The sequence below is a fragment of the Cellulosimicrobium sp. 22598 genome (assembly GCF_052044445.1).
Lineage (GTDB): Bacteria > Actinomycetota > Actinomycetes > Actinomycetales > Cellulomonadaceae > Cellulosimicrobium > Cellulosimicrobium cellulans_G.
In genome coordinates, this window is record NZ_JBQEMZ010000013.1 from 32397 (window position 1) to 59140 (window position 26744).

Genomic DNA, 26744 nt, shown 5'->3' on the forward strand with positions numbered 1-26744 from the left:
GGGTTATCCCCCCCCCCCCCCCCCCCCCCCCCCGCGCCGTACCGGTCGGCCCTGGTGCGGGCCGACCGGCACGGTCAGTACTGGCTCTTCCGCTCCCAGTCGGGGTCGAAGGCGCCTGCCTCGGCGACGGCGACGTAGTCGCGGTACGCCTCCGCGACGAGCACGGGCGGGAGGTCCGCGATCCGCGCGGTCCCGCGACCCGACCCGCGGCCGGTCCGCTCGAACGTCAGCGCGGTCACCGCGGCCGCGATGTTCTCCTCCGGGACGAACGACCCCGTGAACTCGATCTGCACGACGATCCCCGCGCTCGCGAACGACTTCGTGTACGCGCTGAACCACCCGGCGTCCTCCGCCTGCGAGCGCGTGTAGCCGCGCTTGGTGGCGCGCCCCCGGATGGAGAAGCTGTCGGAGAACCAGCCCTTGTGGTCGTCGATCGCCGTCGCGCCCGCCGGGACGTCCGGCGTCGCGACGTCGAGCTGCGCGAAGAGCGGGGTGACCTCGTAGTCCGTGAGGTGTGCCGCCCATGCGGCCGTGGCTTCCTGACCGAGCAGCACCGCGTGGGCGAGACCGACCGTCGAACCCTCGCCGAGCTCGACGTCCTCGTCGTCCGCGTCGACGAGCGCGCCGCCGTCGGGACGGAACGGGCGAGCCTCGTCCGTGCCAGGGTTCTCGACCCACACGAGCCGCTCGACGAGCCGCGACATCACCGGGTGACCGAGCAGGTACTCCTGCCACTCCTGCGCGGTCCACGTGCGGCCCACGCACATCGCCTCGTAGAGCCGCTGCGTCTGGAGCGTGACGACCGCCTTGAGCTCTCTGCGGCTCGCGGTGAGCTGCTTCTTCGCGGCCGCGACGAGCTCGGGGTCGTCCTGCGCCCGCGCGGCCGGGAGCGCCTTGACGACCTTCCCGGCGTCGCTCGTGAGCTCGAGGGTGAACGCGGGAGTGATGCGCCCGACGTACTCGCGCGACCCGAGGTCGAGGTGGAGCAGACCGTCGTCCTCGAAGCCCGCCGTCTGGACCGTCCGGTCCGCGAGCTGGTCCGCCGTCCAGCCGCGCCGGTCCGCGAGCTCGGCGGCGAGCCGCTGCGCGGTCTCCTGCACGGTCGCCTGCCGGAAGCGGCGCGAGACCGCGAGGAGCTCCTGGATCGCGGCGGGCTGACCGTTCGCCGCGAGCGCCTGGACGAGGGCCTCGGTCTGCGCCCGGCGGCCGATGTGCGCCTTGGCGTAGCGCTGGAAGGTCGCGGCGAGCTCGCCGCCCTGCATCGCGACCGTGAGCGCCAGCATCCCCTTGTCCTTGACCGCGGAGCCGAGGTAGGTCGCCTGGTGCTCCCGGTACAGGTCACGGTGATGGTCCTCGACCGACTTGGACGCCTCGACCGAGTAGTACTCCGGCGATCGCTTGGCCCACGCCTGGAACTGGTCGTAGCGCTGCTGGGCACCGGCCGTCGCGTGCGCGTCGCTCTCCTGGGGCGACGGGTTGCGCGTGTCCTGCGCGACCCACGCGGCCAGCACGTGGCTGCCGAGGCGCGCGCGGTCCTCCTCCTGCAGGAGCGACAGGTATCGCTCGAGCAGCCCCGCGCCGCTCGGGTCCTTGAGCTTGACCGCGAGCACGACCCACCAGCGCAGGATCGTCGGGTCCACCGGCGAGCCGTCCGCCGCCCAGCGCGCGTCCGGGAGGGAGCCCAGGTCGAACCAAGACATGCTCACCGGCGCCTTGCCGCGCAGTCCCTTGGTCGCCTCCGCGAGCAGCACCTCCGGCGCGAGATCGACCGAGATGTCCTCCCCGAGGCTCTCGAGCGACGTGAGGAGCGCCGCACGGACGACCTCGCTGCGCTCCTTCGCGAGCGCGGCCCGCAGGGCAGGCACCGCGTCGGCGTCGCCGAGCCGGGCCAGCCACTCCGCGGCGGTGCGGCGCACCTCGGACCGGCCGTTGCCGAGCCCCTGCTCGGCCAGCCCCCGCACGCCGGGGTGCGTGCTCAGCGCCGCCTGCGCCGTCGCGCGGTAGGTGCGGCCCTCGCCGAGCGCGAGCTCGGTCAGTCGCGGCAGGAACCGGCGCGGGACGTGCGGGAGCTGCGCGAGCACCGCGAGCGCCCGGGCCGGCTTGGTCGTGCCGTAGGTGCGCTCGCGATCGTCGAGCGCCGCGGCGAGCCGGTCGAGGCGCCCCGCGTAGTACGGCCACGCATTCTCGGGCGTCACCGTGTCCATGGCCCACCACGTGGAGAAGTACAGCTCGTCGATCAGCGCCTCGGCGTCGTCGCGACCGATGCGTCGCAGCGCCTCGTCGAGGACGCGCAGGTCGACGTCGAACGTGTCGCCCTCGTTGAGCCGATACCAGCCGAACCGCTCGCTGCGCCCGCGCGCCTCGTTCGCCTGGAGCCGCAGCCGGTGCAGGAGGGTGATGCCCGGGAGGCGCGAGAAGACGCCCGGTGCGGACAGCCGGCGCATCGCGACGCCGCCCGGGCGACGCGTGCTCGTCCCGGACAGGAACCCCGCGAAGACCCGGAGGTCCTCGTCGGAGATGCCGGGCAGCTCCTTGAGGTCCTGCTCGACGGCCTGTCGACGCCACCGCGGCCACCCGGCGTCGTCCTTCCTCCCGGGGTGCGCCGCCTGCTCGGCGCGGGCGCGCTCGAGGGCGGTGTCGATCGCGGCCCGCGCGGCCTGCACGAACTCGTCGCCCAGCACCGTCTCCGGCAAGGGCTCGAAGGGCGGGACCTCGATCGCCGGCTCGTCCTCCTGCGCGGCGTCGAGCACGCGGGCGCGCTCGACGGTGTCGCGCAGGAGCGTCGCGCGCGCCCCGGTCGACTGCTCGGCGGCCTGCTCGAGGTCGGCCAGCCCGCCGTCGACCTGCGCGAGGCGCGTCACGACCGTCCCGAGCCGGGACGGCGCGAGGGCCGTGAGGAGCGGGGTGAGGATCTCGCGCTGGCGCTCGCCCGGGAGCTGCGCGACGGCGGCCACCGCCGCCTCACGGACGCCCTTGCTCGTGTCCGCCGCGAGCCGCGCCAGGAGCGGGGCGAGCGCGTCGGTCGCCGCCGGGTCGGACGCCACGAGCTCGACCAGCTCCGTCCGGCCCGCGGCGCTCACGCCCGGCAGCGCCTGGGTCGCGACGTCCACGTGCGCGACCACGAAGTCGCGCGCCGGGTCGCCGAGCAGCGCCGGGCCGAGGTGCCGCGACGCCCAGCCCGACGACGTCGGGCGCTCGAACAGCTCGCGCAGCACGACGGCCGGCGCGTCGGCCTCCGGCACGCCGCCCTCGACCGCGAGCGCCACCAGCAGGTCCGGCGTCCAGCGGTCGGGCGTCTGCTTGCCGTTCCTGCCCTTGCGGCGGTCGTTCGCGCGCCGCGACATGTCGTTGACCAGCACCGTGAGCCAGCGCGGGTCGGCGGGGCGCTCGCGGTCCACCTCCGACGACACGGCGCTCAGCACCCGGCCGAGGCGAACGAGCTCGGGGATCGTCACGGAGTCGCTCAGCGTGTAGAGGTTGGACCGGGCCGTGACGGCCTTCGCGGACGTCCAGCCCGGCACCGCGGCCTTCAGCCGGTCGTCCTGTGCGGGCGTCGTCCACGAGTAGATGCCGGACTGGCCCGGCCGCCCCAGCAGCGCCTCGACGTCACCGCCGCGCAGGGCCTCGAGCTCCAGCAGGACCTCCGGCCCCTCGCCCCGGTGCACGTAGGCGACCGCGCGGTCTGCGAGGCCCGGCGACTCGACGGCGAGCACCTTCAGCGCGTCGACGAGCCGAGCGCTCGGCCGGCCCCCTCCCGCCTGCTCCTCGTCCCGCCGGAACAGACCCTTGACCTTCTCGAGCACCCTCTACCTCACCGTCACGTCGTCGCTGCTGGTGCGGCCGATGCTAGGGGGCGGTGCCGACAGGACTTTGCGTCTCCAGGCACCCACAGGACCAGCTTGGGCCGTCCTCGCCCATCGTGGGGTACCTCACAGGGCTCCGCGGGACGGCCTGACCGTAAGTTGCTCTAAAGGGCTCAAGAGACTCGAAACCCGGTAATCGGCAACCCCGACAAAGACGTGCCACTACACCGCGCAGTCCGTATCGCTCTAGGACTTCACCACCGGCTAGGGGCCGCCACGGCGTGACCGGGTCGCACTGCCGACAAGAACGCAGCCACGGCACCCGTGACGCGCACCGACGATTGGCAACGGCCACAACTGCGAACCCTCAGACATTGCCAGTACTGCGTCTAGAGGTAACGCCCGGCTGGAACGGCGCACCTTCACAGAGGTCGCCGATATCCTGGTCCTGCGAGACGCGCGAGCCTTCGACCACTCCTGCGCACGCCTCGCCTCAAGGCCACCGTACCCGGCGGAGAGCCCGCACACGACATCAATCCAGCGCCAGATCCAGCGTGCTCCCCGAACGCGTGACGTCGTCGACACTACGGTGGCATCCCGCAACATACGTTGCCTCCCTCCGGCACCTATCACCGCTCGTGGAGGAGATGCGGGTCCGACACTTCACCCACGAGTCCACGTGGGTCTATCGACCAGACACCGCCCCTAAGCGGTACTCTGCCCCAACGTGGCCCTACGAGCGGGAAGACACCAACGGTGAAAGCAGAGTTTCGCGATCTCTACTTCGGCAAGAGTGACTCCGTCAACGAAGCGCTGACGAGCGAGGCAGACTTCATACGCAGCTACGTTGACATCGGTGGAGCCGTCCAGCAGGTCACTTCCGGCGAGAAGACACTAATCCTGGGCCCCAAAGGCACCGGCAAATCCGCGCTCGGCCTCTACCTTGAGAGAAACGGACGCAGCGACAGCTCGCTATATCGTTGCCAAATGCGGAGCGCCAGAAATCTTCCAATCGGCGACATTCCGGAACTTAGGACCGGGCAACCCAAGGGCGCTCAACGGACGTACGGTGCCTGGAAGTTCATCCTTCTCTGCAACTATCTCGATGTTGCACTTAGCGACCCAAACACGCGAATCAGTCAGTTGCGTGACGTCAAGCGAGTAATTCGAACGCTGCGCGATGCCGGCTTCATGGGGGGCGAGTCGGGGCGGAAACTCCAACAAATCACCAACATCTCCTACTCTATCGATCCTTCATCGGCGGGCAGTCTGTTCAAAGACGAAATAGGCTCCCGCGTTGATATCTCTACCTTGACGCCCTACTTGGAGAAATGGGCACGGTCACTGCGATCCACACGTCGACACATTCTTATTCTCGACGGGCTCGACTCAATTCTGCTGAACGACCCCAGGTACGACGAATCGATCGCGGGCCTCTCACAGGCGGCATACGACATCAACCTTGACCTTCGCGAGGGCCAAGCGACTGGCAGCATAGTACTGCTTCTGCGGAATGATATCTTTTCCAGGATCTCGCTTATTCTGCCCGACGCACATAAGATGCGCGACTTTGCGTACGACCTCGATTGGCGGATCCTGTCGGGGGGCGCCAGCGAAAACGCGCCTCTCATCAGACTGGTGAACCAGAAAGCAGCGCAGGGCGTCGGGGAGACGGAAGTCGATGTTCTCTCATACTTCCCCGAGACCATTACGATCGGAGGACGCGGGCATAACCGAAATCGTAATCGCCGCCAGCCGAAGAGGCTCAAGTACCTTCTCAACCTCACCCGGCACACACCGAGAGACATTCTCCAACTCATGGAGTACGTACGGCTAACCGAGGCCACCAACCCTTCGAGCAATGGAAGCGCATTGCTCGATCAACAAGTCATTCGCGAAGGCGTTCTCCAGTATTCAACCAAGTACTTTGTCGACGCTGTCAGGGGAGAACTTGCTGGGTACGAGGGTGGCGTCGCGGAGACGACCGCTGCGCTGAATGCACTCAAGTCGCTCGATTCGCCGCGATTCACCCGATCAGACTACCGTCGAACAATTTCAGCGACTGCACCGGGGCTGGAAGTAAAGGCAGACGATTTCCTCCGGCTCTTCTTCTTCGCTGGCGCATTGGGAAATCTGTTCGATAACGGCAGTGAAAGATATATGGTCTTCTACCATCGACGGAATGACGTTGATCTCAACGTTCAGGGTACACTGGTGCTCCATAATGCACTCACACACGCTTGGTCGCGCCCGTTCGGAATGCGCGAAGGCTGATGGATAAAGCCATCTCGCTCCTAACGGAACTTCGCCACTGGCGCGCCGCGGTCCCGACCGGCATCTTCGCTGCCGCTTTTGTCATTCTTGAGTGGCTTCGCAAGGCACCCAGCGCAAGCGAGGACTCGCTTCAGGCGAGCACTCTGGGTCAGAGTGTTACCCTGTTCCCCGCCGCAACAATCGCGGTTGTGGGAGTCGTGCTAATTCTCCTAGTGGGAAGTTGGTGGTGTGCGTTCGCGGTGTGGTGCTTCGGGTGGACTCAAATCGCCGCTCTACATGCCCTGCCGATTGACAGGCCGGTCAACGAGTGGAACCGTTGGCAACGCCTCTTCAGCCCGATTCCCTTTGGTGATCTTTCGCAATTGCAGCGAACCATTTCAGCGTCCCCCGACTATGTCGACCTCCTGAAAGCCGATCAGAAGGGTGCTCACGTCAAGTTTCTTTCCGAGGTGATTCATACGTCCGATACGTCGATGTCCGAACTGCCTGGCAGTTCAGACACCGTGCGGACATTGACAGACATTCGAGTCCTAGCAGGGTTACTGCTTTGGGGGCCATTGTGCGTCTGGTCGATTGGCCAGGGTCTGGACAGCGCACTTACCTCGGCGTCAGGCACGATTACATTCTGCGCCATCGGCCTTCTTGTCGTCCTCCTTCTTTCTCTTTGGCACCAGGGGAGACTTGCCGTCGGCAGCGCGAGTCGATTGATGGCGAGCAATGAGCGAGTCTCCGCGAGCGCTCGGTCCGCTCAGGGCTGGGGCCTTAAACCTATTGACCGCCAGAATCTTGAGGACGAGCTGACCTGACGCCGTTTGGACATACCAAGTCTACTAGCGCCCTGCCGATCGCTTCCATGAATCCGGCGCTCGGCAAGTAGGCGGTGGAGGTCAATGAAACAATTGGCACTTCGTCACAGGGTTCATCTCGGTTAGCGATTTGCTCATGCGACGCGGTCGGGACGACGGCCGGATACTTCGGATGCTGCGCGCGGCGCGAACTCAACTCGGTCGGTGTCCCGGATTGTTGCGGCAAGGGGCCCTCCCCGAGAGCGGACCTCTGCTCAGGCTTGTCCATGCCCAGGCGCGGGGTTCCGTGGGACAGCAGCCCGCCGGTGTGACGACGAACGAAGGCTGAAGGGTGGCCGGAGGCTTGCCCGGCGAGGCCGTCGAGCGAGTCGCTGGCGGTCCTTCACACCCCCGCTAGCGTCGTCAGTGCTCGGCGAGGGTTTCTGCGACGGCAAAGTTCCCGATGGGGTTGTCCAGTCCACGCTTCAGTCTCCTGACCATCGCGGGCAGTCCTTGCCGCCCTGCGTGGCGTTCGCGTGCACTGTGATCGCAGCGACGCTGGGTCACGCGCTTCGACATCCCGTAGGCTCAGCGGCCCCTTAGACGAGCAGTTTCCGCGCCAATAGCACGTCGCCGAGTGCCTGGGAGGAGTGCTAAGCATCCGCACCGCGTTGCTTACCGGGCGCCTGACCCCCTGTTCGTCGTCCTGCTCAGACCGGACTCAACAGGCCGAAGTCGGTCGCCTACCCTCGTGCCACCGCCCTCTGAGAGCAGGGCCGGGCGGCATGCAGCGCGATTGAGGCTCTTACGACCTCGGCAAAGCCGGATGGGAGCAGACGGTCCCAGTGGTTCGGTCCCGGAGTACGACGTTGGGCAACAAACCCGCACTTCCTTGATGGTGGGCCCGGAGGGACTCGAACCCCCGACATCCACGGTGTAAGCGTGGCGCTCTAACCAACTGAGCTACAGGCCCCGGAACAGCGGAGCACAGCCTACCGGGTCGACGCCCCGCCACTGGCCACACCGAGGCGCGTCCGCTCGACGCGGGGACTAGATGTAGGCCCCACCCTGCGGAGCCCACACGTGCGCCGCGCCCCATGCGCGCTCCCGCGTCAGAGCTGTTCGAGCGCCCGCCGGTACCCGTCGAGGTCGCGGCGCTGCCCGCGCGGGTTGACGACGGACCAGCGCACGATCCCGTCGGCGTCGAGCAGGAACGAGCCGCGCAGGGCGAGCCCGTTCTCCTCGTCCAGCACGCCGTAGGCCCGGGCGACGTCGCCGTGGGGCCAGAAGTCGGAGAGGAGGTCGAACTCGAAGCCCTCCTGGGCCGCCCACGCCTTCTGCGTGAACACCGAGTCGCAGGAGATGCCCAGCAGGGTCACGCCGGCGGCCTCGAAGTCCTCGAGGTTGTCCCGCAGCTCGCAGAGCTCGCCCGTGCAGATGCCGGAGAACGCGAACGGGTAGAACACGAGGAGCACCGGGCCGCCGCGCAGGTCGGCGAGGTGGACGGGCGTGCCGTGCGTGTCGGGCAGCGTGAAGTCGGGCGCCGGGTCCCCCGGACCAGGACGCACCGCGCCCCCGACGGTCGGTGCGCTCGCGCCGTCAGCGACCGCGGCCACGGGTCCCGAGCTTCGTCGCGGACCAGTCGGGCGCGATGGCGAACGTGCTCGTCGCGTGCAGCCCGGCCGTGGTCGCGGCCTCCTGGATGTCGTTGTGGCCCACGTGCCCGGACCGGCCCGGCTTGGGCGTGAGCACCCAGATGAGGCCGCCGTCGTCGAGCACGGTCTGGACGTCCACGAGCAGGTCGGTGAGGTCGCCGTCGTCCTCGCGGAACCACACGATCACGCCGTCGGTGACGTCGTCGTAGTCCTCGTCCACGAGCTCGCCGCCGACGAGCTCCTCGAGCTCACCGCGCAGGTCGTCGTCGACGTCCTCCGACCAGCCGAACTCCTGCACCACGTTGCCGGGCGCGAACCCCAGGCGGTCCGCCCCGCTGGGCCCTGCGGTGTCGGTCACTGTCGTGTCGTTCCTTTCCTCGTCCTGTCCGTCCGTGCGGCGGGCCGACCGACGCGCGGGCGGACGCCCGCGCGCACGACGACCTGCCGTGTCTGGCAAAGGTAGCCCACCGGAGGATCCGTTGCTTGGCAAGGTGCCTCCCACGGACACCGGCCGGGCACGTGGTGCCCGGACCTCCGTCGGGCACCGCACCCGCACGACGCCGGGACACCTCACCTCCCGGCCGTGTCGCCGAAATCACGCCCTCTTGACCACCCGATGGTGTGACTTACGCGCGCGTTGTGAACACAATGGGTAGACCACCCTGGTCTCGTGAAGAGGCGCGGTCGCCACCAGCGGCCGCGGCCGCGTGCCCGGAGTGGCCCCGAGACGGGTGTCGGCCGTGTACCGCGCGGCCGTGCGCCCGGCATCCGACGAGATATGAGGTTGCTGGTGGCTTCGTACGACGAGACCGGACCGCTGATCAACGGTCTGCTCAGCCAGGTTCCGGACTTCGACCCCGCCGAGACCGGCGAGTGGGTCGAGGCCCTCGACGGCCTGATCGACGACCGCGGGGGCCCGCGCGCCCGCTACGTCCTGCTGAACCTGCTCAAGAGGGCCCGGGAGCGCAACGTCGCCGTCCCGACGTCCCTGACCACCCCCTACGTGAACACCATCGGTGTGCACGAGGAGCCCTACTTCCCCGGCGACGAGGCGCTCGAGCGCCGCTACCGCTCGTGGATCCGCTGGAACGCCGCCGTCATGGTGACGCGCGCGCAGCGGCCCGGCATCGGCGTCGGCGGCCACATCTCCTCCTACGCGTCGGTGGCGACGCTGTACGAGGTGGGCCTCAACCACTTCTTCCGCGGCAAGGACCACCCCGGCGGCGGCGACCAGGTCTACTTCCAGGGCCACGCCTCCCCCGGCGTGTACGCGCGCGCGTTCCTCGAGGGCCGCCTCTCGGCGGACCAGCTCGACGGGTTCCGCCAGGAGAAGTCGCACCCGGGCGGCGGCCTGCCGTCGTACCCGCACCCGCGGCTCATGCCCGACTTCTGGGAGTACCCGACGGTCTCCATGGGCCTCGGCCCGGCGAGCGCGATCTACCAGGCGTGGACGGACAAGTACCTGCACAACCGCGGCATCCGTGACACGGAGCAGCAGGACGTGTGGGCGTTCCTCGGCGACGGCGAGATGGACGAGCCCGAGTCGCGCGGCATGCTCCAGCTCGCGGCGCAGCAGCAGCTCGACAACCTGACGTTCGTCGTGAACTGCAACCTGCAGCGCCTCGACGGCCCGGTGCGCGGCAACGGCAAGATCATCCAGGAGCTCGAGGCGCAGTTCCGCGGTGCGGGCTGGAACGTCATCAAGGTCATCTGGGGCCGCGAGTGGGACGTCCTGCTCAACGCGGACAAGGACCGCGCCCTGGTCAACCTCATGAACGTCACGCCCGACGGCGACTACCAGACGTACCGCGCGGAGTCCGGCGCGTTCATCCGCGAGCACTTCTTCGGCCGCGACCCGCGGACCAAGCAGCTCGTCGAGAACATGACCGACGACGACATCTGGAACCTCAAGCGCGGCGGCCACGACTACCGCAAGATCTACGCGGCCTACGCCGCGGCACGCGCCCACACGGGCCAGCCGACGGTGATCCTCGCGCACACGGTCAAGGGCTACGCGCTCGGCCCGACGTTCGCCGGCCGCAACGCGACGCACCAGATGAAGAAGGTCGGCCTCGCCGACCTCAAGGCGCTGCGCGACTCCCTGCGCATCCCGATCACGGACGAGGAGCTCGACGCCAACCCGTACGAGCCCCCGTACTACCACCCGGGCCCCGACGCGCCGGAGATCCAGTACCTGCTGAACCGTCGCCAGCAGCTCGGCGGGTTCGTCCCCGAGCGCCGCTCGTCGCCCAAGCCGATCACCCTGCCGGGCGACAAGTCCTACGAGATCCTCAAGAAGGGCTCGGGCCAGCAGGAGATCGCCACGACGATGGCCTTCGTCCGGCTCCTCAAGGACCTCATCAAGGACAAGGAGTTCGGCAAGCGCATCGTGCCGATCATCCCGGACGAGGCGCGCACGTTCGGCCTGGACTCGATCTTCCCGTCGGCGAAGATCTTCAACACCCAGGGCCAGCACTACCTCGCCGTGGACCGCGAGCTCATGCTGAGCTACAAGGAGTCCGAAGCCGGCCAGATCATGCACACCGGCATCAACGAGGCCGGTTCCGCGGCCGCGTTCCAGTCGGTCGGCACGTCCTACGCCACGCAGGGCGAGATCATGGTGCCGTTCTACATCTTCTACTCGATGTTCGGCTTCCAGCGCACGGGCGACCAGTTCTGGGCGGCGGGCGACCAGCTCACGCGCGGCTTCATCATCGGCGCGACCGCGGGCCGCACGACGCTGACCGGCGAGGGCCTGCAGCACGCCGACGGCCACTCGCCGCTCCTCGCGGGCACGAACACGGCCATGGTCCAGTACGACCCGGCCTACGGGTACGAGATCCGCCACATCGTGCGCGACGGCATCGAGCGCATGTTCGGCCCCGGTGAGCACGGCGTCGGCGCGGACGGGCGCGACCAGAACGTCATGTACTACCTCACGGTGTACAACGAGCCGATGGTCCAGCCGGCCGAGCCGGAGGACGTGGACGTCGAGGGCATCCTCAAGGGCATCCACCGCATCTCCGTCGGCGAGGGCGACGGCCCGCGGGCCCAGATCCTCGCCTCGGGCGTGGGCGTCCCGTGGGCGCTGGAGGCGCAGCAGCTCCTCCACGACGACTGGGGCGTGGCGGCCGACGTGTGGAGCGTGACGAGCTGGAACGAGCTGCGCCGCGACGGCCTCGCCGCCGACCAGGCCGCGTTCCTCGACCCGGCCGCCGAGCCGCGCGTCGCGTACGTGACCGAGAAGCTGTCCGGAGCCGAGGGCCCGTTCGTCGCGACGAGCGACTACGACCACCTCGTGCCCGACCAGATCCGCAAGTGGGTCCCGGGCGACTACGAGGTGCTCGGGGCCGACGGCTTCGGGTTCTCCGACACCCGCGCGGCCGCCCGCCGGCACTTCAAGATCGACGGCCCGTCCGTCGTGGTCCGCACGCTGCAGGCGCTCGCCAAGCAGGGCAAGGTCCCCGCGGACGCGTCCGCCCAGGCGATCGAGAAGTACCGCCTCATGGACGTCACCGCCGGCACGTCCGGCAACGCGGGCGGCGAGTCCTGACGGTCCCCGCCCGGTAGCACGACGACGGCCGGTCGCCCCGCGGGGTGACCGGCCGTCGTCGTGCGGGCAGTGGGCGGCCCGACGGCGCAGCGGCGGTCCCGCGCCGCGTCCTCGCCCGGGCGGCGCGGGTCAGGTCCCGGCGCGGTGCTGCTCGGCCTGCGCGACGGTGCGCTCGAGGTCCGTGCGCAGGGACGCCACACCCTGAGGGTCGCCGTACTCGACCAGCGACTCCAGGTGGTGCCGGGCATCGAGGGGACGGTCGGCCTCGATCGCCGCGAGGACGAGCTGGCGCCCGACCTCCGGCTCGTGCTCGCGCGCGCGCCAGTGCCCGACGCCCAGGCCCAGCGCCTCGACGGGCAGACCCGCCGTGCGCAGCACCTCCATCGACTGTGCGAGCGCGCGGCCGGACGGGTCGCGCTCGGCCGCGGTGGCGAACCGGCGCAGCGCGGCCTCCTGGTCGTCGTCGAGGGACAGCCGCCCCAGCTCGACGAGCGGGTACCACCCCTTGGGGTGCCCGGCGAGCTCCTCCGCGAGCGCCCAGACCGCGAGGTCCGCGGCGCGCTGCTTCTCCGTCTCGTCCGCAGGCGCGGCGAGCGGGTCGTCCGCGGCCGGCCCCTCGGCGGCGCGGCGCCGGACCAGCTCGGCGAGCGCCCGGAACGCGCGCTCGTCGTTGGGGTCGTCGACGAGCATCGCCCGCAGGGCGTCCTCGTGGACCGTGTCCCCGCGCTTCTCCCCGGACCGCGGGCGGCGCGTGCCGACGGTCGACGCGGACGTCGGCCGACGCATGAGCTGGCGGAGTCGGGGCATGAGGGCCATGTCCCGACCCTAGCGGGTCGTCCGGACGCTCACCCAGCGGCCCGGGTCGGACGCCGTCGGGCTCCGCGCGGGCTCGTGTGCGGGCGCGGCCCTTTGTGGACTGTCCACAAGCGCGGACCGTATGCTCGGCGCGTGACGGCCACCCCCAGGACGCCCGCGAGCGCGTCCGCCCCGAGCGGCCCGACGGGCAACGCGGACAACCTCCAGCGCCTGCGCGACGGGAGCGGCCTGCTCATGTCCGCGGCCCTGCGCCGCCTGGACGACGAGATCCCGTGGTACCGCGAGCTGCCCGCCGAGGACCGCTCGTACGTCGGTCTCGTGGCGCAGTCCGGCATCACCGCCTTCGTCACCTGGTACGCCGACCCGCTGGCCCCGCCGCACGGCGTGAGCGACATCTTCGCGGCCGCCCCTCCGGAGCTGACCCGCTCGATCTCGCTGCAGAACACGCTCCAGCTCGTCCGCATCGTCGTCGAGGTCGTCGAGGCGTACTCCGACCAGCTCGCCGCCCCGGGAGGCGAGCGCGACCTGCGCGAGGCGGTCCTGCGCTACTCGCGCGAGGTCGCGTTCTCCGCCGCCGAGGTCTACGCGCGCGCCGCGGAGGTCCGCGGCGCGTGGGACGCGCGCCTCGAGGCCCTCGTCGTCGACGCGCTGATCCGCGGCGACGGCGACGACTCGCTGCGCTCGCGCGTCTCGGCGCTCGGCTGGGGCGGCCACGGCCCGACCCTGGTCATGGCGGGGACGATCGCCTCGACGCTCGACGAGGTGCGCACGGCCGAGCTGCGCCGCGCGACGCGCCGCGCGGCGGGCGACGCGCTCGTGGGCATCCACGGCGACCGCCTCGTCCTCGTCCTCGGCGGGGAGGGCGACCTGCAGGCCGCGGCCGCGTCGCTCCTGCCGCGGTTCGGGCCCGGCCCCGTCGTCATCGGCCCGACCGTCCCCGGCCTGGAGGAGGCGGCGCGCTCGGCCCAGGCCGCGCTCGCGGGCCTGCGGGCCGCACCGGCGTGGCCCCAGGCACCGCGCCCGGTCCTCGCGGACGACCTGCTCCCCGAACGCGTGCTCACGGGCGACACGACCGCGCGCCGCACGCTCGTCGCGCAGGCGTACCGGCCGCTCGCGGAGGCGACGGGATCCGTGCTCGAGACCCTGTCGGCCTACCTCGGCACGGGACGGTCGCTCGAGGCGGCGGCCCGCTCGCTGTACGTGCACCCCAACACCGTGCGCTACCGCCTGCGCAAGGTCTCCGAGATCACCGGGTGGGACCCGCTCGACGCGCGCGAGTCGTTCGTCCTGCAGGTCGCGCTCGCCCTCGGGCAGCTCTCCACCGCGCGCTGAGCCCGGGCGGGCGGAGCGGCGCTCGTGGGGTGCGCCGTCCGGGTCGCCTTGTAGGTTCGGCACAATCACCTTCCGCAAGGTTGGTGCGGGTCGTGACGTGGCGCGGGAGCAGCGGGTTGGCACAGTTGACGGGTGCTCGCCGTCTTGTGCCCTGGACAGGGCTCCCAGTCCCCCGGAATGCTCGCCCCTTGGCTCGAGCTGCCCGGCGTCGCCGACCAGGTCGCCGCGTTCGGCGAGGCCGCGAGCCTCGACCTGCGTGCGCACGGGACGGAGTCCGACGCCGACACGATCCGTGACACCGCGGTCGCCCAGCCGCTCATCGTCGCGTCGTCCCTCGTCGCCCTGCGGGCGATCCTCGACGGCCGCGACACCGCCGACGTCGTCGACGTGACCGCGGGCCACTCGGTCGGGGAGCTCGCCGCCGCCGCGGTCGCGGGCGCGCTGACCGACGTCGGCGCGGTCGGGCTCGTCGCGCACCGTGCTCGTGCCATGGCCGCGGCCGCCGCCGCGACGCCCACCGGCATGAGCGCGGTCGTCGGGGGCGACCCCGAGGAGGTCCTCGCCGCGATCGAGGCCGCGCACCTGTGGCCGGCGAACGTCAACGGCGGCGGCCAGGTCGTCGCCGCCGGGGCGCTCGACCACCTCGCGGCGCTCGCCGAGAACCCGCCCGCCAAGGCGCGCGTCATCCCGCTCCAGGTCGCCGGGGCGTTCCACACGCCGTTCATGCAGCCCGCGCTCGAGGAGTTCGAGCCGGTCGCCGCGGCGTGGGACGTCGCCGACCCGCGCCTGCCGTTCCTCTCGAACGCCGACGGCGAGTCGTACGCGACCATCGACATCGAGGGCAGCACGTCCGGCAAGGCACGCGACGTCGTCCGGCGCCTCACCGCGCAGATCGCCGCGCCCGTGCGCTGGGACCTGTGCCAGGAGACGCTCGCCGAGCTGGGCGTCACCGCGATCCTCGAGCTCGCGCCGGGCGGTGTCCTCACGGGCCTCGCGCGCCGCACGCTCAAGGGCGTGGAGTCGGTGGCCGTGAAGTCGCCCGACGACGTCGAGGCGGCCCGCGACCTGATCGCCCGCCATTCCGTCGTGGGCGGCGCACCTGCCCCGGGCGACGACGCGTGAGTGGCGTGACGCTGCGCCAGGCCACCGGCCCGGCGTTCTCGCGGATCCTCGCGATCGGTGGCGTGCGCGGCGAGAACGTCGTCACGAACGACGACATCGCCGGGCCGATCGACTCGTCCGACGAGTGGATCCGCCAGCGCACCGGGATCGTGACGCGCCGCCGCGCCGGGGCCGACGTCGACGTGCTCGACCTGTCCGAGGCGGCGGCGCGCGACGCGCTCGCCCGCGCGGGGCTCCAGGGCGCCGACGTCGACGCCGTCATCGTCTCCACGGTCACGTACTTCCACCAGACGCCCGCCGCGGCCGCGGTGCTCGCCGAGCGCCTCGGCGCGACGCCCGCCGCCGCGTTCGACGTCTCGGCCGCGTGCGCGGGCTACGCCTACGCGATCGCGCAGGCCGACGCGCTCGTCCGGGCGGGCATCGCCACGCACGTGCTCGTCGTCGGCGCCGAGAAGATGAGCGACTTCATCGACCCGACGGACCGGTCGATCTCGTTCCTCCTGGGCGACGGCGCGGGCGCCGCGGTCGTCGGCCCGTCGGACACCCCGGGCATCGGCCCCACGGTGTGGGGGTCCGACGGCGGCAAGGCCCAGGCGATCCGCCAGACGCACGCCTGGTCGGACCTGCGCGAGGACCCCTCGCTCGGGTGGCCCACGCTGCGCCAGGACGGGCAGAGCGTGTTCAAGTGGGCCGCGTTCCAGATGGCGCCCGTCGCGGCCAAGGCCATGGCGGAGGCCGGGGTCGCACCCGGCGACATCGGCGCCTTCGTGCCGCACCAGGCGAACATGCGCATCATCGACCAGATGATCAAGCAGCTCCAGCTCCCCGACACGGTGGCGGTCGCCCGCGACATCGCGGAGACCGGCAACACGTCGGCCGCCTCGATCCCGCTCGCCACCCGCCGCCTGCTCGACGAGGGCCAGGTCCGCTCCGGGGACCTCGCGCTCCAGATCGGGTTCGGCGCCGGGCTCGTCTACGCGGCGCAGGTGGTCGTCCTGCCGTAGGGGAGAATCACCCTGGACGGACGGCCGCCCTCCCCCGCGGGAGGACCCACGCCGTCGGCGGACCCGTCCGTCGCACGCACCGTCTATCGCTGTACCGCCCGGGACACCCACCCGGGCACCGCCACCGGGACCGGTCGCCGCCGGCCCCACGACAAGGAGAAACCATGGCTTACACCGAGCAGGAAGTCCTCGCCGGCCTCGCGGAGATCGTCGCCGAGGAGACGGGTCTGCCGACCGACGCCGTCGCGCTCGAGAAGTCCTTCACCGACGACCTCGACATCGACTCGCTGTCGATGATGACGATCGTCACGCACGCCGAGGACAAGTTCGGGGTCCGCATCCCGGACGACGAGGTCAAGAACCTCACGACGGTCGGCGACGCCGTGTCCTTCATCACGGGCGCCCAGGCCTGAGCACGCCCCGCCTGCTTCGCAGGCCTACGGGCGGGTCGGCGTCACCCGCGCCGACCCGCCCGTCCTCCCGCCCCAGAACCCCACCCGAGGAGCACCATGTCCGCCGCTACTGAAGTCGTCGTCACCGGCCTCGGCGCCACCACGCCGCTCGGCGGCGACGTGCCCTCGACCTGGGCGGCGGCGCTCGCCGGTGAGTCCGGCGCCCGCACCCTCGACAACGACTGGGCGGAGCGCTACGAGATCCCGGTGACGTTCGCCGCGACCCTCAAGGTGGACCCCGCCGAGGTCCTGGCGCGGCCCGAGATCAAGCGCATGGACCCGTCCACGCAGTACGCGATCATCGCGGCGCGCGAGGCGTGGGCCGACGCGGGCAGCCCCGAGGTCGACGGCGACCGTCTCGGCACCGTCGTGTCGTCCGGCATCGGCGGCATCTGGACCACGCTGGACGGTTGGGACACGTTGCGTGAGCGCGGTGCCCGCCGCATGCTCCCGATGACGGTGCCCATGCTGATGCCCAACTCCCCCACCGCGTACGTGTCGCTCGAGCTCGGTGCCCGTGCGGGCGCCCACGCGCTCGTCTCGGCCTGCGCGTCCGGGGCCGAGGCGATCGGCTACGGCGTCGACATGATCCGCGCCGGCCGCGCCGACGTGGTCGTCGCAGGCGGCACCGAGGCGACCATCCACCCCATGCCGATCGCGGCCTTCGCCGCCTCGCGCACGCTCTCGCTGCGCAACGACGACCCGCAGGGCGCGTCGCGCCCCTACGACGTCGACCGCGACGGCTTCGTCATCGGCGAGGGCTCGGGCGTCGTCGTCCTGGAGAGCGCCGAGCACGCCGCCGCGCGCGGTGCCCGCGTGTACGCGCGGCTCGCGGGCGTCGGCCTGTCCTCGGACGCCTACCACATCACCTCCCCGGACCCGGAGGGTCGCGGGCAGGTCGCGGCGATGCGCCGCGCGATCGAGGAGGCCGGGGTGACCGGCCGCGACGTCGTGCACGTCAACGCGCACGCGACCTCGACCAAGGTGGGCGACCTCACGGAGACCCGCTCGATCCGCTCCCTCCTCGGCTCCGACACGGACCACGTGCTGCTGTCGGCGACCAAGTCGATGACGGGCCACCTCCTCGGTGGCGCGGGTGCCCTGGAGTCGATCTTCACGATCAAGGCGGTCGCCGAGCGCCTCGCTCCGCCGACGATCAACGTCGCGAACCCCGACCCGGAGCTCCAGGTGCCGCTCGTGCGCGACACCCCGGCTCCGCTGCCGTCCGGCGACATCGTCGCGGTGAACAACTCGTTCGGGTTCGGCGGCCACAACGTCGCGCTCGCCGTCGCGAGCGCCTGACCGACCTCTCACGAGCCCCGGCGCGTCGGCCACCAGCCGTCGCGCCGGGGCTCGCGTGCGTCCGAGGCCCGTCCGGACGGGGGATCTCGGCTCCTGAGATGGACGTCCGTCCAGTTCGTTGCGTTTTCACCCATCCGTTTTGTCCTGACAAGGTCGCCCAAATCCGGACGCAGTCTCCCGGACGACCGAGGATCCGGGGGATTCACCCCCGCCCCCCTCGTCACCCGCCGAGCGCGCCCAGGTCGCATCGCCGAACCTGTGGGCGTGATGTGGCCTCTGCCACATCACGACCTCGAGGCAGGCGAGCGGAAGGACAGAGCACGTGACCCGAACGGCGAGACACCTCTCCACCCCGGCACCACCTCCCCTCTTGAGGCGAGCGACGGCGCTCGCCGCGGTGGGAGGTGTCGTCGGCGCCCTGACCTTCGCGGGAGGGATCGCCGCGACGGCCGCCCCCACCGACGACTCGGAGGCCAGCGGGCAGTTCCTCAGCGGCAGCGTCGCCGGGCTCGACCTCGCGACGATCGCTGCCCTCGACGGGGCCGTGGCCGAGAACCCCTCCGGGGCGAACCCCGTCGTCACGAACCCCCTGGCCGCCTCGGTCTTCCAGACGCTCGGGATCGACCTGACCGGCACCCTCCAGCTGCTGGGCCCCAACGGGATCCTGCAGCTCGGCGCGGTCAACCAGTACGGCGAGGCGAACGACGACGGCTCGGCCCGCGCCGCGTCCGGCGCCGTCTCCGACCAGGGCGCGATCTCCGTCGGCGGCAGCGAGGAGTTCCCGTCCGACGCGCAGCTCAACCTCACGCAGCTCCTCGGCCCCGGCTTCGAGTCGGTCGTCGCGGACCTCGACCTGTCGCTCGGCGCGCTGTCCGCGACGGCGGAGGCGACCGGCGGCACGGCACCGACCGGCGACTACCAGATCGCCGGTGCGACCCTCACGCTCGACAGCCCCGCCGTCTCGGGCATCGCCACGACGGTCGACGACGAGGTCGTCCCGCTCGTGGACGGCGCCGTCGGCCAGCTCGTCGGGACCGACGGGCTGCTCGCCCAGGCGCTGAACTCGATCGGCGCGCTGGCCGGCGTCCTGGAGGTCCTCGGCGCCGACCTCGAACCGACCGTCGCGATCGACGTCGACCTCGACAGCGCCCTGGCGCCCGTGCTCGACCAGGACTTCGGCGACGAGGGCGTCGTGATCAACGTCGGTGACGGGACCGTCACGGTCGACCTCGACACGATCCTCGGCGGCGCCGGGTCGCTGAACGGGTTCGACCCCAACACCGAGGTCCTCGACGACGCCGCGATCAACGCGATCCTCGACGGGCTCGGCGCGGCCCTCGACGACCTCACGACCGCGCTCGTCGGCGCGGTCGACACGGCCCTGCACGCCGCGAGCCTGACGCTGTCGGTCGAGGCCGTCGTCGACAACCCGATCCCCCTCGCACCCGACCTGCTGAACCTCGACATCAACCTCGACACGACCGTCGGCGACGTGGTCGGCGGGACGGTGGCCCCGGGCGACGCGACCATCACCATCGCGCTCTCCGGCCTGCCGGTCACGCTCCCGCTGGGCGACCTCGTCAGCGCGCTGGCCGGTCCGCTCAACAGCGTGCTGTTCGCCGACGGGACCGGACTGGTGCGCACGCTCGCCGGGACGATCACGTCGGAGGTCACCGGTCCCGTGCTCACGGCGCTCTCGCCGGTGTTCGAGATCCTCACGGAGGTCGTGAGCCTCGTCGTCAACGTCCAGGAGCCCGAGCCGTCCGTCGCGGACGCGACGTTCACGCAGCGCGCACTGACCCTGTCCCTCCTCGAGGTCGGTACGGGAACGGGCCTCGCCGAGCTCCATCTCGCCTCGGCGACCGTCCGTGGTTCGACGGTCGCAGCGATCACGCCTGCGGTCACCGTCGACCCGTCGACCGTGCCCGCGGGCACGCCGACGACCGTCACCGGCACCGGCTACACGCCGGACGCCACCGTGACCGTCGAGGTCCGGGACACGACCGGCACCGCCGTCGCCACGCTCTCCGACGTCCCGACCGACGGCGACGGCGGCTTCACGACCCCGATCACCGTCCCCGTGGACACCACGCCCGGCGACTACACCGTCGTCGGCATCGACGACACCACCTCGACCGAGGCCGAGACGGCTCTCGCCGTGACGGCAGCAGCGCTCACGCCCTCCGTGACGGTCGACCCGACCACCGCCAACCCCGGTGACGACGTCACCGTCGACGGCACGGGCTACACCCCCGACTCGACGGTCACCGTCGAGGTCCGCGACGAGAGCGGCACGGTGGTCGCCACGCTGGGCGACGTCCCGACCGACGGGGAGGGGAACTTCACGACCCCGATCACCGTCCCCGCGGACACCACCCCCGGCACCTACACCGTCGTCGGCATCGACGACACCACCTCCACCGAGGCCGAGACGCCCCTGACCGTGGAGGCTGCGGCCCTCACCCCGGCCGTCACCGTCGACCCGACGACCGTCCCGGCGGGCACGCCGACGACCGTCACCGGCATCGGCTACACGCCCGACTCGACCGTCACGGTCGAGGTCCGGGACACGACCGGCACGGTCGTCGCCACCCTGAGCGACGTCCCGACCGACGGCGACGGCGGATTCACGACCCCGATCACCGTCCCCGCGGAGACCACGCCCGGCGACTACGCGGTGGTCGGCATCGACGACACCACCTCGACCGAGGCGGAGACCCCGCTCACCGTCGAGGCCGCGGCCCTCACCCCGGCCGTCACGGTCGACCCGACCACGGCGAACCCCGGCGACGAGGTCACCGTCGACGGCACGGGCTACACCCCGGACGCCACGGTCACCGTCGAGATCCGCGACGAGAGCGGTGCGGTCGTCGCCACCGTCGAGGACGTCCCCACCGACGCCGACGGGAACTTCACCAGCCCGATCACGGTCCCCGCGGACACCACTCCCGGCGACTACACCGTCGTCGGCATCGACGACACCACCTCGACCGAGGCGGAGACCCCGCTCACCGTGGAGGCTGCCGCCCTCACCCCGGCCGTCACGGTCGACCCGACGACCGTCCCGGCGGGCACGCCGACCACCGTCACCGGCACCGGCTACACGCCCGACTCGACCGTCACGCTCGAGGTCCGGGACACGACCGGCACCGTCGTCGCCACCCTGAGCGACGTCCCCACCGACGGCGACGGCGGCTTCACCAGCCCCATCACCGTCCCGGTCGACACCGCACCGGGCGACTACGCCGTCGTCGGCATCGACGACACGACCGCCACCGAGGCCGAGACGCCCCTGGTCGTGGAAGCTGCGGCGATCGAGCCCGCACTCACCGTGGACCCGACGACCGCGAACCCCGGTGACGAGGTCACCGTCGACGGCACGGGGTACACCCCCGACGCCACGGTCACCGTCGAGATCCGCGACGAGAGCGGTGCGGTCGTCGCCACCGTCGAGGACGTCCCCACCGACGCCGACGGGAACTTCACGACCCCGATCACCGTCCCCGCGGACACCACTCCCGGCGACTACATCGTCGTCGGCATCGACGACACCACCTCGACCGAGGCGGAGACCCCGCTCACGATCGAGGCCGCGGCTCTCACCCCGGTGGTGACCGTCGACCCGACGACCGTGCCCGCGGGCACGCCGACGACCGTCACCGGCACCGGCTACACGCCCGACTCGACGGTCACGGTCGAGGTCCGGGACGCTGACGGGGCGGTCGTCGCGACGCTCACCGACGTCCCGACCGACGGCGACGGCGGCTTCACGACGCCCATCACCGTCCCGGCGGACGCCACCCCCGGTGACTACACCGTCGTCGGCATCGACGACACCACCTCCACCGAGGCCGAGACGCCCCTCACGGTGGAGGCAGCCGCGATCGAGCCGACGATCACCGTCGACCCGACCACCGCCAACCCCGGTGACGACGTCACCGTCGACGGCACGGGCTACACCCCCGACGCCACGGTCACCGTCGAGATCCGCGACGGCTCCGGCGCGGTGGTCACCAGCCTGGGCGACGTCCCCACCGACGGCGACGGGAACTTCACCACCCCGATCACCGTCCCCGCGGACACCACCCCCGGCGACTACACGGTGGTCGGCATCGACGACACCACCTCGACCGAGGCGGAGACCCCGCTCGGCGTCGGTGGCGTCGGGGTGTCCGAGCCGACCGTCACGGTCGACCCGACCACGGCGAACCCCGGCGACGAGGTCACCGTGACGGGCGAGGGCTGGCCGCCGAGCACGACCGTCACGGTCGACCTGCTCGACGAGGACGGCGACGTCGTCGCGACGGTCGACGTGGAGACCGACGACACGGGGAGCTTCACCACCCCGATCACGGTCCCCGAGGACGCGACGCCGGGCGACTACACCGTCCACGCGTCCGACGACACCGGGAACGAGGCGGAGACGCCGCTCACGGTCGTCGCGGCCGGTGACCGCGCCCTGGTCTCGTCGTTCGTCACGCCTCGCGTGCTGCGCGGCGCGGAGCAGACCTTCGTCGCGTCCGGCTTCGAGCCGGGCGAGTCGGTCCAGGCGGTCATCAACTCGGAGCCGCTGATCCTGCCGGTGGCGACCGCCGACGCGAACGGCCAGGTCAGCTGGACGTTCGTCGTCCCGGCGGACTTCGAGGTCGGCCCGCACACGGGCACGGCGACGAGCGTCGCCGTCGGCGACTCCACGGTCGCGTCGTTCGAGGTCTACCTCACGGCCTCGGGCGGCGACGGACCGGGCGGCTCCGGTCCCGGCTCGGGCTCGGGCTCGGGCTCGAACAACACCGGCAACGGCACCGGGTCGGACTACCTCGCCCGGACCGGCACCGACGACCTGGCGCTGGTCCTGGTCGCCGCGCTCCTGCTGGTGGCCACCGGCGCTGCCGTCCGCCTGCGCACGCACCGCGCACGTCGGGCGAGCTAGGCGCACCACGACCGAGGGCGCCTGCCGGTTCTTCCGGCAGGCGCCCTCGGTCGTGTCCGGGGGTGGCGGACGCGGCGTCAGCCGACGCGGTGGAGCCAGCGCACCGGGGCGCCGGCACCGGCGTAGCGGAACGGCTCGAGCTCGTCGTCCCACGCCTTGCCGAGCGCGAGGTGCAGGGCGTCACGCATGGCCCAGGGCTCGCTCACCTGCTCCAGCGCGGCACGGATCCGGTCCTCCGGGACGACGATGTTGCCGTGCACGTCGGTCTGGGCGTAGAAGATGCCGAGGTCGGGCGTGTGGGACCAGCGGCCGCCGTCGACGCCGTGGCTGGGCTCCTCGGTGACCTCGTAGCGCAGGTGGGACCAGCCGCGCAGCGCGGAGGCGAGCTTGGCGCCCGTCCCCTGCGGGCCCTGCCACGAGTACTCGGCCCGGTAGAGGCCGCGCGCGGCGGGCTGCTCGGTCCAGTCGAGCGACACGCGCACGCCGAGGACGTTGCCCGCGGCCCACTCCATGTGCGGGCACAGAGCACGCGGTGCTGAGTGCACGTAAAGAACACCGCGGGTGATGGCACCGGCCATGTCTGCCTCCCTAGGTCGAGGTTGCGTCTTCCCCAACGTCCTCACCGAGGGTGGTGTCACAGCACGTCACAGGTATCGCGCGGCGTGTCTCGTGCCCATCTTGCACGACATCGCGCGTTCGCGCGAGAGATTCGCCGGGCGTGCCCGGCCGCGGTCGGCCGACGCGCGTCGTCACAGGTGGGCGCGCAGCTCCCGCATCGCCTTCTTGCGCACGGAGCGGTCGAGACGGTCCAGGTAGAGCATGCCGTCCAGGTGGTCGCACTCGTGCTGGAGGCAGCGGGCCATGAGCTCGGTCCCCTCGACGACGACCTCGTTGCCGTCGAGGTCGGTCCCCACGACGCGCGCGTACCAGGCGCGCCGCGTCGGGTACCAGAGGTTGGGGACGGAGAGGCAGCCCTCGTCGCCGTCCTGGTAGTCGTCGGAGAGCTCGACGATGCGCGGGTTGAGCACGTACCCGATCTCGTCGTCGATGTTCCACGAGAACGCCCGCAGGTTCACGCCGATCTGGTTGGCGGCGAGGCCCGCGCGTCCCTCGTGGTCGACGGTCTCGACGAGGTCCGCGACGAGCGAGCGCACGCGGTCGTCGATGGTGGTGATCTCGTCGCAGGGGGTGCGGAGCACGGGGTCCGGGATGGTCCGGATCTCTCTCATCGCCATGGTCGCCATTCTTCCATGCGCGCGCGGACGGGCGGCCGGCCTCACGGCCGGCGCCCCTGCCCACCGCGTCACATGCGGGCGTACCGGGCGCGGGCGAACGAGTAGAGCCCGTACGCGGCGAAGCCGAGCCCGACGGCGACGAGCAGCACCGCGCCGAACGGCTGGGCCGCGAGGGTCGCGAACGCGGCGTCGAGACCGCCCGCCTGCTCGGGGTCGTGCTGCACGGCGGCCACGACGAAGAGCGCGCCGAGCACGCCGAGCGCGACCCCCTTGGCGACGTAGCCCACCCGCCCGAGCGTGACGACGGCACGTCCGACGTTCCCGGCCGTACCGCCCTCCAGGTCCTCGAGGAACTTCTTCCGCCAGCCCTTGACCACGTGGTACACGCCCGCGGCGACGATCCCGACGCCGACGGCACCCACGAGGAGCACGCCGCCCGGCTTCTGCAGGAGCGTCGCCGTCATGCTCTCCTCCTGGCCGGAGCCGCCCGCGGACCCGTTCACGACCTGCACGGCGAGCACGCCGAGCGCCAGGTAGAGCACCGCCTTGCCGGCGGCCTTGAGCCGGTCGGACGTCTCGGCGGCGCCGCTGATCGCCACGGTGAGCTGCCACAGCGCGAGCGCGGCGAACGCCACGACCGCGAACCAGAGCAGGACGGTCCCGCCCGGCGTCTGCGCGATGGCGGTGAGCGCGCCGGTCTGGTCCGCCTGCTCGCTCGACGTCGACCCGGTCGCCACCTGCACGGCGAGCACCCCGACCACGAGGTGGAGCAGGCCACTGACGGCGTACCCGGCGCGGGCGAGGATCTCGAGCAGCCTGCTGCCCCGCGCGCCGCGCGCGGCCGCCTTGCCCGTCGAGCTGATGCTCGGTGCCACTGGACCTCCTCGGTCGTCGGGACGCCGCCCCCAGCGCGCCGCCGGGTTCTCCGGCCCGGACACCGTGCCAGCACCGCGCCCCGCACGCACGCCGAGCGCCGTCCCCAGGAAGCTCAGATCACGGTTTGGTAACGTGCCTCGAATGCCCACGACGACCCCGCGCCTCGCGGTGCTCGACGGACTCCGGTTCGCCGCCGCGTCGGCAGTGCTCGTGTACCACTTCGTCGCCGTCAACCACCACGCGTGGGGCGAGCGGACGAGCGACTCCCTGCCGGGCGTGCAGGGCGTCGCCGCCTACGGCTCGTTCGGCGTCCAGCTCTTCTTCGTCGTCAGCGGCTTCGTCATCCTCATGACGGCGTGGGGCCGCGACGTCCGCGGCTTCGTCGCCTCGCGAGCCGGTCGGCTGTTCCCCGCGTACTGGGCCGCCGTGCTCCTCACGCTCGCCCTGCTCGTCCTCGTGATCCCCGGTCGGCGCGACGTCGACCTCCCGCAGGCGGCCGCCAACCTCACCATGGTCCAGCGCGCGTTCGGGATCCCCGACCTGGAGGCCGTCTACTGGACGCTCTGGTCGGAGCTGCGGTTCTACGTCCTCGTCGGGGTGCTCGTCGCCGTCGGCCTCACCCGGGCGCGGGTGGTCGCGTTCGTCGTGCTGTGGCCCGTCGCGGGAGAGATCGCGGCACGGACGGGCTCGGACCTCGTCGCGACCGTCCTCGTCGCACCCGACGCCCCGCTCTTCGCCGGCGGGATGGTGCTCTACCTCCTCACGCGGGAACGCCGGTCGCCGGTCCTCTGGCTCGCGCTCGCCCTCGACGTCGCTCTCGCGGCCGCCGTCTCGGGCCGGATCCAGGCGGCCCGCATCGAGAACAGCACCGACGTCGTCGTGCCCCCCGCCGTCTGGTGGGTCGCGATCGTCCTGTGCTTCGCCGTCGTCGCCGTCGCGACGCTGACCCCGCTCGCGCGGGTCTCGTGGGGGTGGCTCACCGCCCTGGGTGCGCTCACCTACCCGCTCTACCTCGTGCACGCGTCGTGGGGGCGGTGGGTGATCGAGTCGGTGCACCCGTACCTGCCCCGGGCCGCGACGCTCACCGTCGCGGTCGCCGCGTGCCTCCTGCTCGCCTGGGCGGTCCACCGCGCCGTCGAGCGCCCGCTCGGCCCGCGGCTGCGCCGCACCCTCGACCGCGACCTCCGGCGCGACCCCGGCCGTCCGGGCCGACGCACCCCGGCGCGTCAGGACGAGCCCGTCGCGGCCAGGTAGTCCCGCAGCACGACCGCCTGGTTGTGCTCCTCGTCCCGCGCCCCGTACACGAGCGTCACCACGGGATGCTGCCCGACGACGTCCCGCAGCTCCCCCACGGCCTCGCCGTTCGCGTCCAGCTCGGCCCGGTACCGCTCCGCGAACTCGTCGAACAGCCGCTCCTCGTGGTGGAACCACTGTCGCAGCTCCGTGGAGGGCGCGACCTCCTTGAGCCAGAGGTCCACGTGCGTCTTCTCCTTGCTCTCGCCGCGCGGCCACAGCCGGTCGACGAGCACCCGGTACCCGTCGTCCTCGTCAGCCGTCTCGTACACGCGCTTGATCCGGATCGTCATGACGCCATGACACCCCTGC

General features: G+C 71.6%; 18 protein-coding genes and 1 tRNA gene. 10 read left to right on the forward strand and 9 right to left on the reverse strand.

From position 1 onward, the window contains the following. Positions 1-74 precede the first annotated feature (74 nt). Positions 75-3803: a DUF4132 domain-containing protein gene (locus tag ACTJIY_RS14725; protein ID WP_440674523.1), complete on the reverse strand. Its 3729-nt coding sequence runs from the start codon at positions 3801-3803 to the stop codon at positions 75-77. Positions 3804-4559: 756 nt separating this feature from the next. Here ACTJIY_RS14725 and ACTJIY_RS14730 point away from each other — a divergent pair. Both ACTJIY_RS14730 and ACTJIY_RS14735 read left to right on the forward strand, forming a co-directional pair. Beyond that, a complete protein-coding gene (locus tag ACTJIY_RS14730; RefSeq protein WP_440674522.1) occupies positions 4560-6077 on the forward strand; it encodes a P-loop ATPase, Sll1717 family in 1518 nt (505 codons plus the stop codon). Then, the gene (locus tag ACTJIY_RS14735; protein ID WP_440674521.1) at positions 6077-6883 is read left to right on the forward strand and encodes a hypothetical protein; all 807 of its coding nucleotides are present in this window, start codon (positions 6077-6079) and stop codon (positions 6881-6883) included. Before ACTJIY_RS14730 ends, ACTJIY_RS14735 begins: the two co-directional genes overlap by 1 nt. Positions 6884-7758: 875 nt before the next feature. Here ACTJIY_RS14735 and ACTJIY_RS14740 read toward each other — a convergent pair. The 3 genes from ACTJIY_RS14740 to ACTJIY_RS14750 all read right to left on the reverse strand — a co-directional run bounded on the left by ACTJIY_RS14740 (position 7759) and on the right by ACTJIY_RS14750 (position 8875). Further along, positions 7759-7835 (reverse strand) — tRNA-Val (locus ACTJIY_RS14740). Positions 7836-7974: 139 nt separating this feature from the next. After that, on the reverse strand, positions 7975-8478 hold the full coding sequence (locus ACTJIY_RS14745; RefSeq protein WP_439157810.1) for a peroxiredoxin: 504 nt from the start codon (positions 8476-8478) through the stop codon (positions 7975-7977). Continuing rightward, on the reverse strand, positions 8462-8875 hold the full coding sequence (locus ACTJIY_RS14750; protein ID WP_253050246.1) for a DUF3052 domain-containing protein: 414 nt from the start codon (positions 8873-8875) through the stop codon (positions 8462-8464). Before ACTJIY_RS14750 ends, ACTJIY_RS14745 begins: the two co-directional genes overlap by 17 nt. A 432-nt stretch (positions 8876-9307) precedes the next feature. Here ACTJIY_RS14750 and aceE point away from each other — a divergent pair, with 432 nt between their 5' ends. Further along, complete coding sequence (aceE, locus tag ACTJIY_RS14755) at positions 9308-12070, forward strand: pyruvate dehydrogenase (acetyl-transferring), homodimeric type (protein ID WP_253050248.1); 2763 nt, start codon at positions 9308-9310, stop codon at positions 12068-12070. A 129-nt stretch (positions 12071-12199) separates the two neighbouring features. Here aceE and ACTJIY_RS14760 read toward each other — a convergent pair whose 3' ends face one another. Beyond that, on the reverse strand, positions 12200-12886 hold the full coding sequence (locus tag ACTJIY_RS14760; RefSeq protein ID WP_440674520.1) for a hypothetical protein: 687 nt from the start codon (positions 12884-12886) through the stop codon (positions 12200-12202). Between the two features lie 132 nt (positions 12887-13018). Here ACTJIY_RS14760 and ACTJIY_RS14765 point away from each other — a divergent pair, with 132 nt between their 5' ends. From ACTJIY_RS14765 to ACTJIY_RS14790, 6 genes are all read left to right on the forward strand, one after another. Further along, positions 13019-14218 (forward strand): PucR family transcriptional regulator, encoded by a 1200-nt coding sequence (locus ACTJIY_RS14765; RefSeq protein WP_440674519.1) that lies wholly within the window; start codon positions 13019-13021, stop codon positions 14216-14218. Positions 14219-14350: 132 nt separating this feature from the next. Next, positions 14351-15340 (forward strand): ACP S-malonyltransferase, encoded by a 990-nt coding sequence (locus ACTJIY_RS14770; protein WP_440674518.1) that lies wholly within the window; start codon positions 14351-14353, stop codon positions 15338-15340. After that, positions 15337-16344, forward strand: a complete 1008-nt coding sequence (locus ACTJIY_RS14775) for a beta-ketoacyl-ACP synthase III (protein WP_253050254.1) — start codon at positions 15337-15339, stop codon at positions 16342-16344. The genes ACTJIY_RS14770 and ACTJIY_RS14775 overlap by 4 nt, the downstream gene beginning before the upstream one ends. A gap of 164 nt (positions 16345-16508) precedes the next feature. After that, positions 16509-16757: an acyl carrier protein gene (locus ACTJIY_RS14780; RefSeq protein WP_021482065.1), complete on the forward strand. Its 249-nt coding sequence runs from the start codon at positions 16509-16511 to the stop codon at positions 16755-16757. Between the two features lie 96 nt (positions 16758-16853). Then, complete coding sequence (locus ACTJIY_RS14785) at positions 16854-18098, forward strand: beta-ketoacyl-[acyl-carrier-protein] synthase family protein (RefSeq protein WP_439157812.1); 1245 nt, start codon at positions 16854-16856, stop codon at positions 18096-18098. Positions 18099-18468: 370 nt separating this feature from the next. Further along, positions 18469-23028 carry a choice-of-anchor G family protein gene (locus ACTJIY_RS14790; RefSeq protein ID WP_440674517.1) on the forward strand — a complete coding sequence of 1520 codons (4560 nt, stop codon included), beginning with the start codon at positions 18469-18471 and terminating at the stop codon, positions 23026-23028. A 77-nt stretch (positions 23029-23105) separates the two neighbouring features. On the opposite strand, the gene ACTJIY_RS14795 is transcribed toward ACTJIY_RS14790, so the two are convergent. The 3 genes from ACTJIY_RS14795 to ACTJIY_RS14805 all read right to left on the reverse strand — a co-directional run bounded on the left by ACTJIY_RS14795 (position 23106) and on the right by ACTJIY_RS14805 (position 25138). Next, positions 23106-23606, reverse strand: a complete 501-nt coding sequence (locus ACTJIY_RS14795) for a DUF3145 domain-containing protein (protein ID WP_047233028.1) — start codon at positions 23604-23606, stop codon at positions 23106-23108. A gap of 171 nt (positions 23607-23777) precedes the next feature. Beyond that, positions 23778-24263, reverse strand: coding sequence for a peptide deformylase (gene def, locus ACTJIY_RS14800; protein ID WP_047233027.1), 486 nt, complete (start codon positions 24261-24263; stop codon positions 23778-23780). A gap of 68 nt (positions 24264-24331) precedes the next feature. After that, positions 24332-25138 carry a DUF1206 domain-containing protein gene (locus ACTJIY_RS14805; RefSeq protein ID WP_253050260.1) on the reverse strand — a complete coding sequence of 269 codons (807 nt, stop codon included), beginning with the start codon at positions 25136-25138 and terminating at the stop codon, positions 24332-24334. A 142-nt stretch (positions 25139-25280) separates the two neighbouring features. On the opposite strand from ACTJIY_RS14805, the gene ACTJIY_RS14810 reads away from it, so the two are divergent. After that, complete coding sequence (locus ACTJIY_RS14810; protein ID WP_440674516.1) at positions 25281-26393, forward strand: acyltransferase family protein; 1113 nt, start codon at positions 25281-25283, stop codon at positions 26391-26393. Here the strand turns inward: ACTJIY_RS14810 and ACTJIY_RS14815 are convergent. Continuing rightward, entirely contained in the window at positions 26366-26725 is a 360-nt protein-coding gene (locus tag ACTJIY_RS14815) for a DUF488 domain-containing protein (protein ID WP_440674515.1), read from the reverse strand. The genes ACTJIY_RS14810 and ACTJIY_RS14815 overlap by 28 nt on opposite strands. Between the last annotated feature and the right edge of the window lie 19 nt (positions 26726-26744).

What these genes read in the sequence shown, in the direction of transcription:
- ACTJIY_RS14735 (WP_440674521.1), top strand. Translation starts at nt 6,077, where the DNA reads ATGGATAAAGCCATCTCGCTCCTAACGGAACTTCGCCACTGGCGCGCC.
- ACTJIY_RS14760 (WP_440674520.1), bottom strand. Translation starts at nt 12,886, where the DNA reads ATGGCCCTCATGCCCCGACTCCGCCAGCTCATGCGTCGGCCGACGTCC.
- ACTJIY_RS14780 (WP_021482065.1), top strand. Translation starts at nt 16,509, where the DNA reads ATGGCTTACACCGAGCAGGAAGTCCTCGCCGGCCTCGCGGAGATCGTC.
- ACTJIY_RS14785 (WP_439157812.1), top strand. Translation starts at nt 16,854, where the DNA reads ATGTCCGCCGCTACTGAAGTCGTCGTCACCGGCCTCGGCGCCACCACG.
- ACTJIY_RS14795 (WP_047233028.1), bottom strand. Translation starts at nt 23,606, where the DNA reads ATGGCCGGTGCCATCACCCGCGGTGTTCTTTACGTGCACTCAGCACCG.
- def (WP_047233027.1), bottom strand. Translation starts at nt 24,263, where the DNA reads ATGGCGATGAGAGAGATCCGGACCATCCCGGACCCCGTGCTCCGCACC.
- ACTJIY_RS14810 (WP_440674516.1), top strand. Translation starts at nt 25,281, where the DNA reads ATGCCCACGACGACCCCGCGCCTCGCGGTGCTCGACGGACTCCGGTTC.
- ACTJIY_RS14815 (WP_440674515.1), bottom strand. Translation starts at nt 26,725, where the DNA reads ATGACGATCCGGATCAAGCGCGTGTACGAGACGGCTGACGAGGACGAC.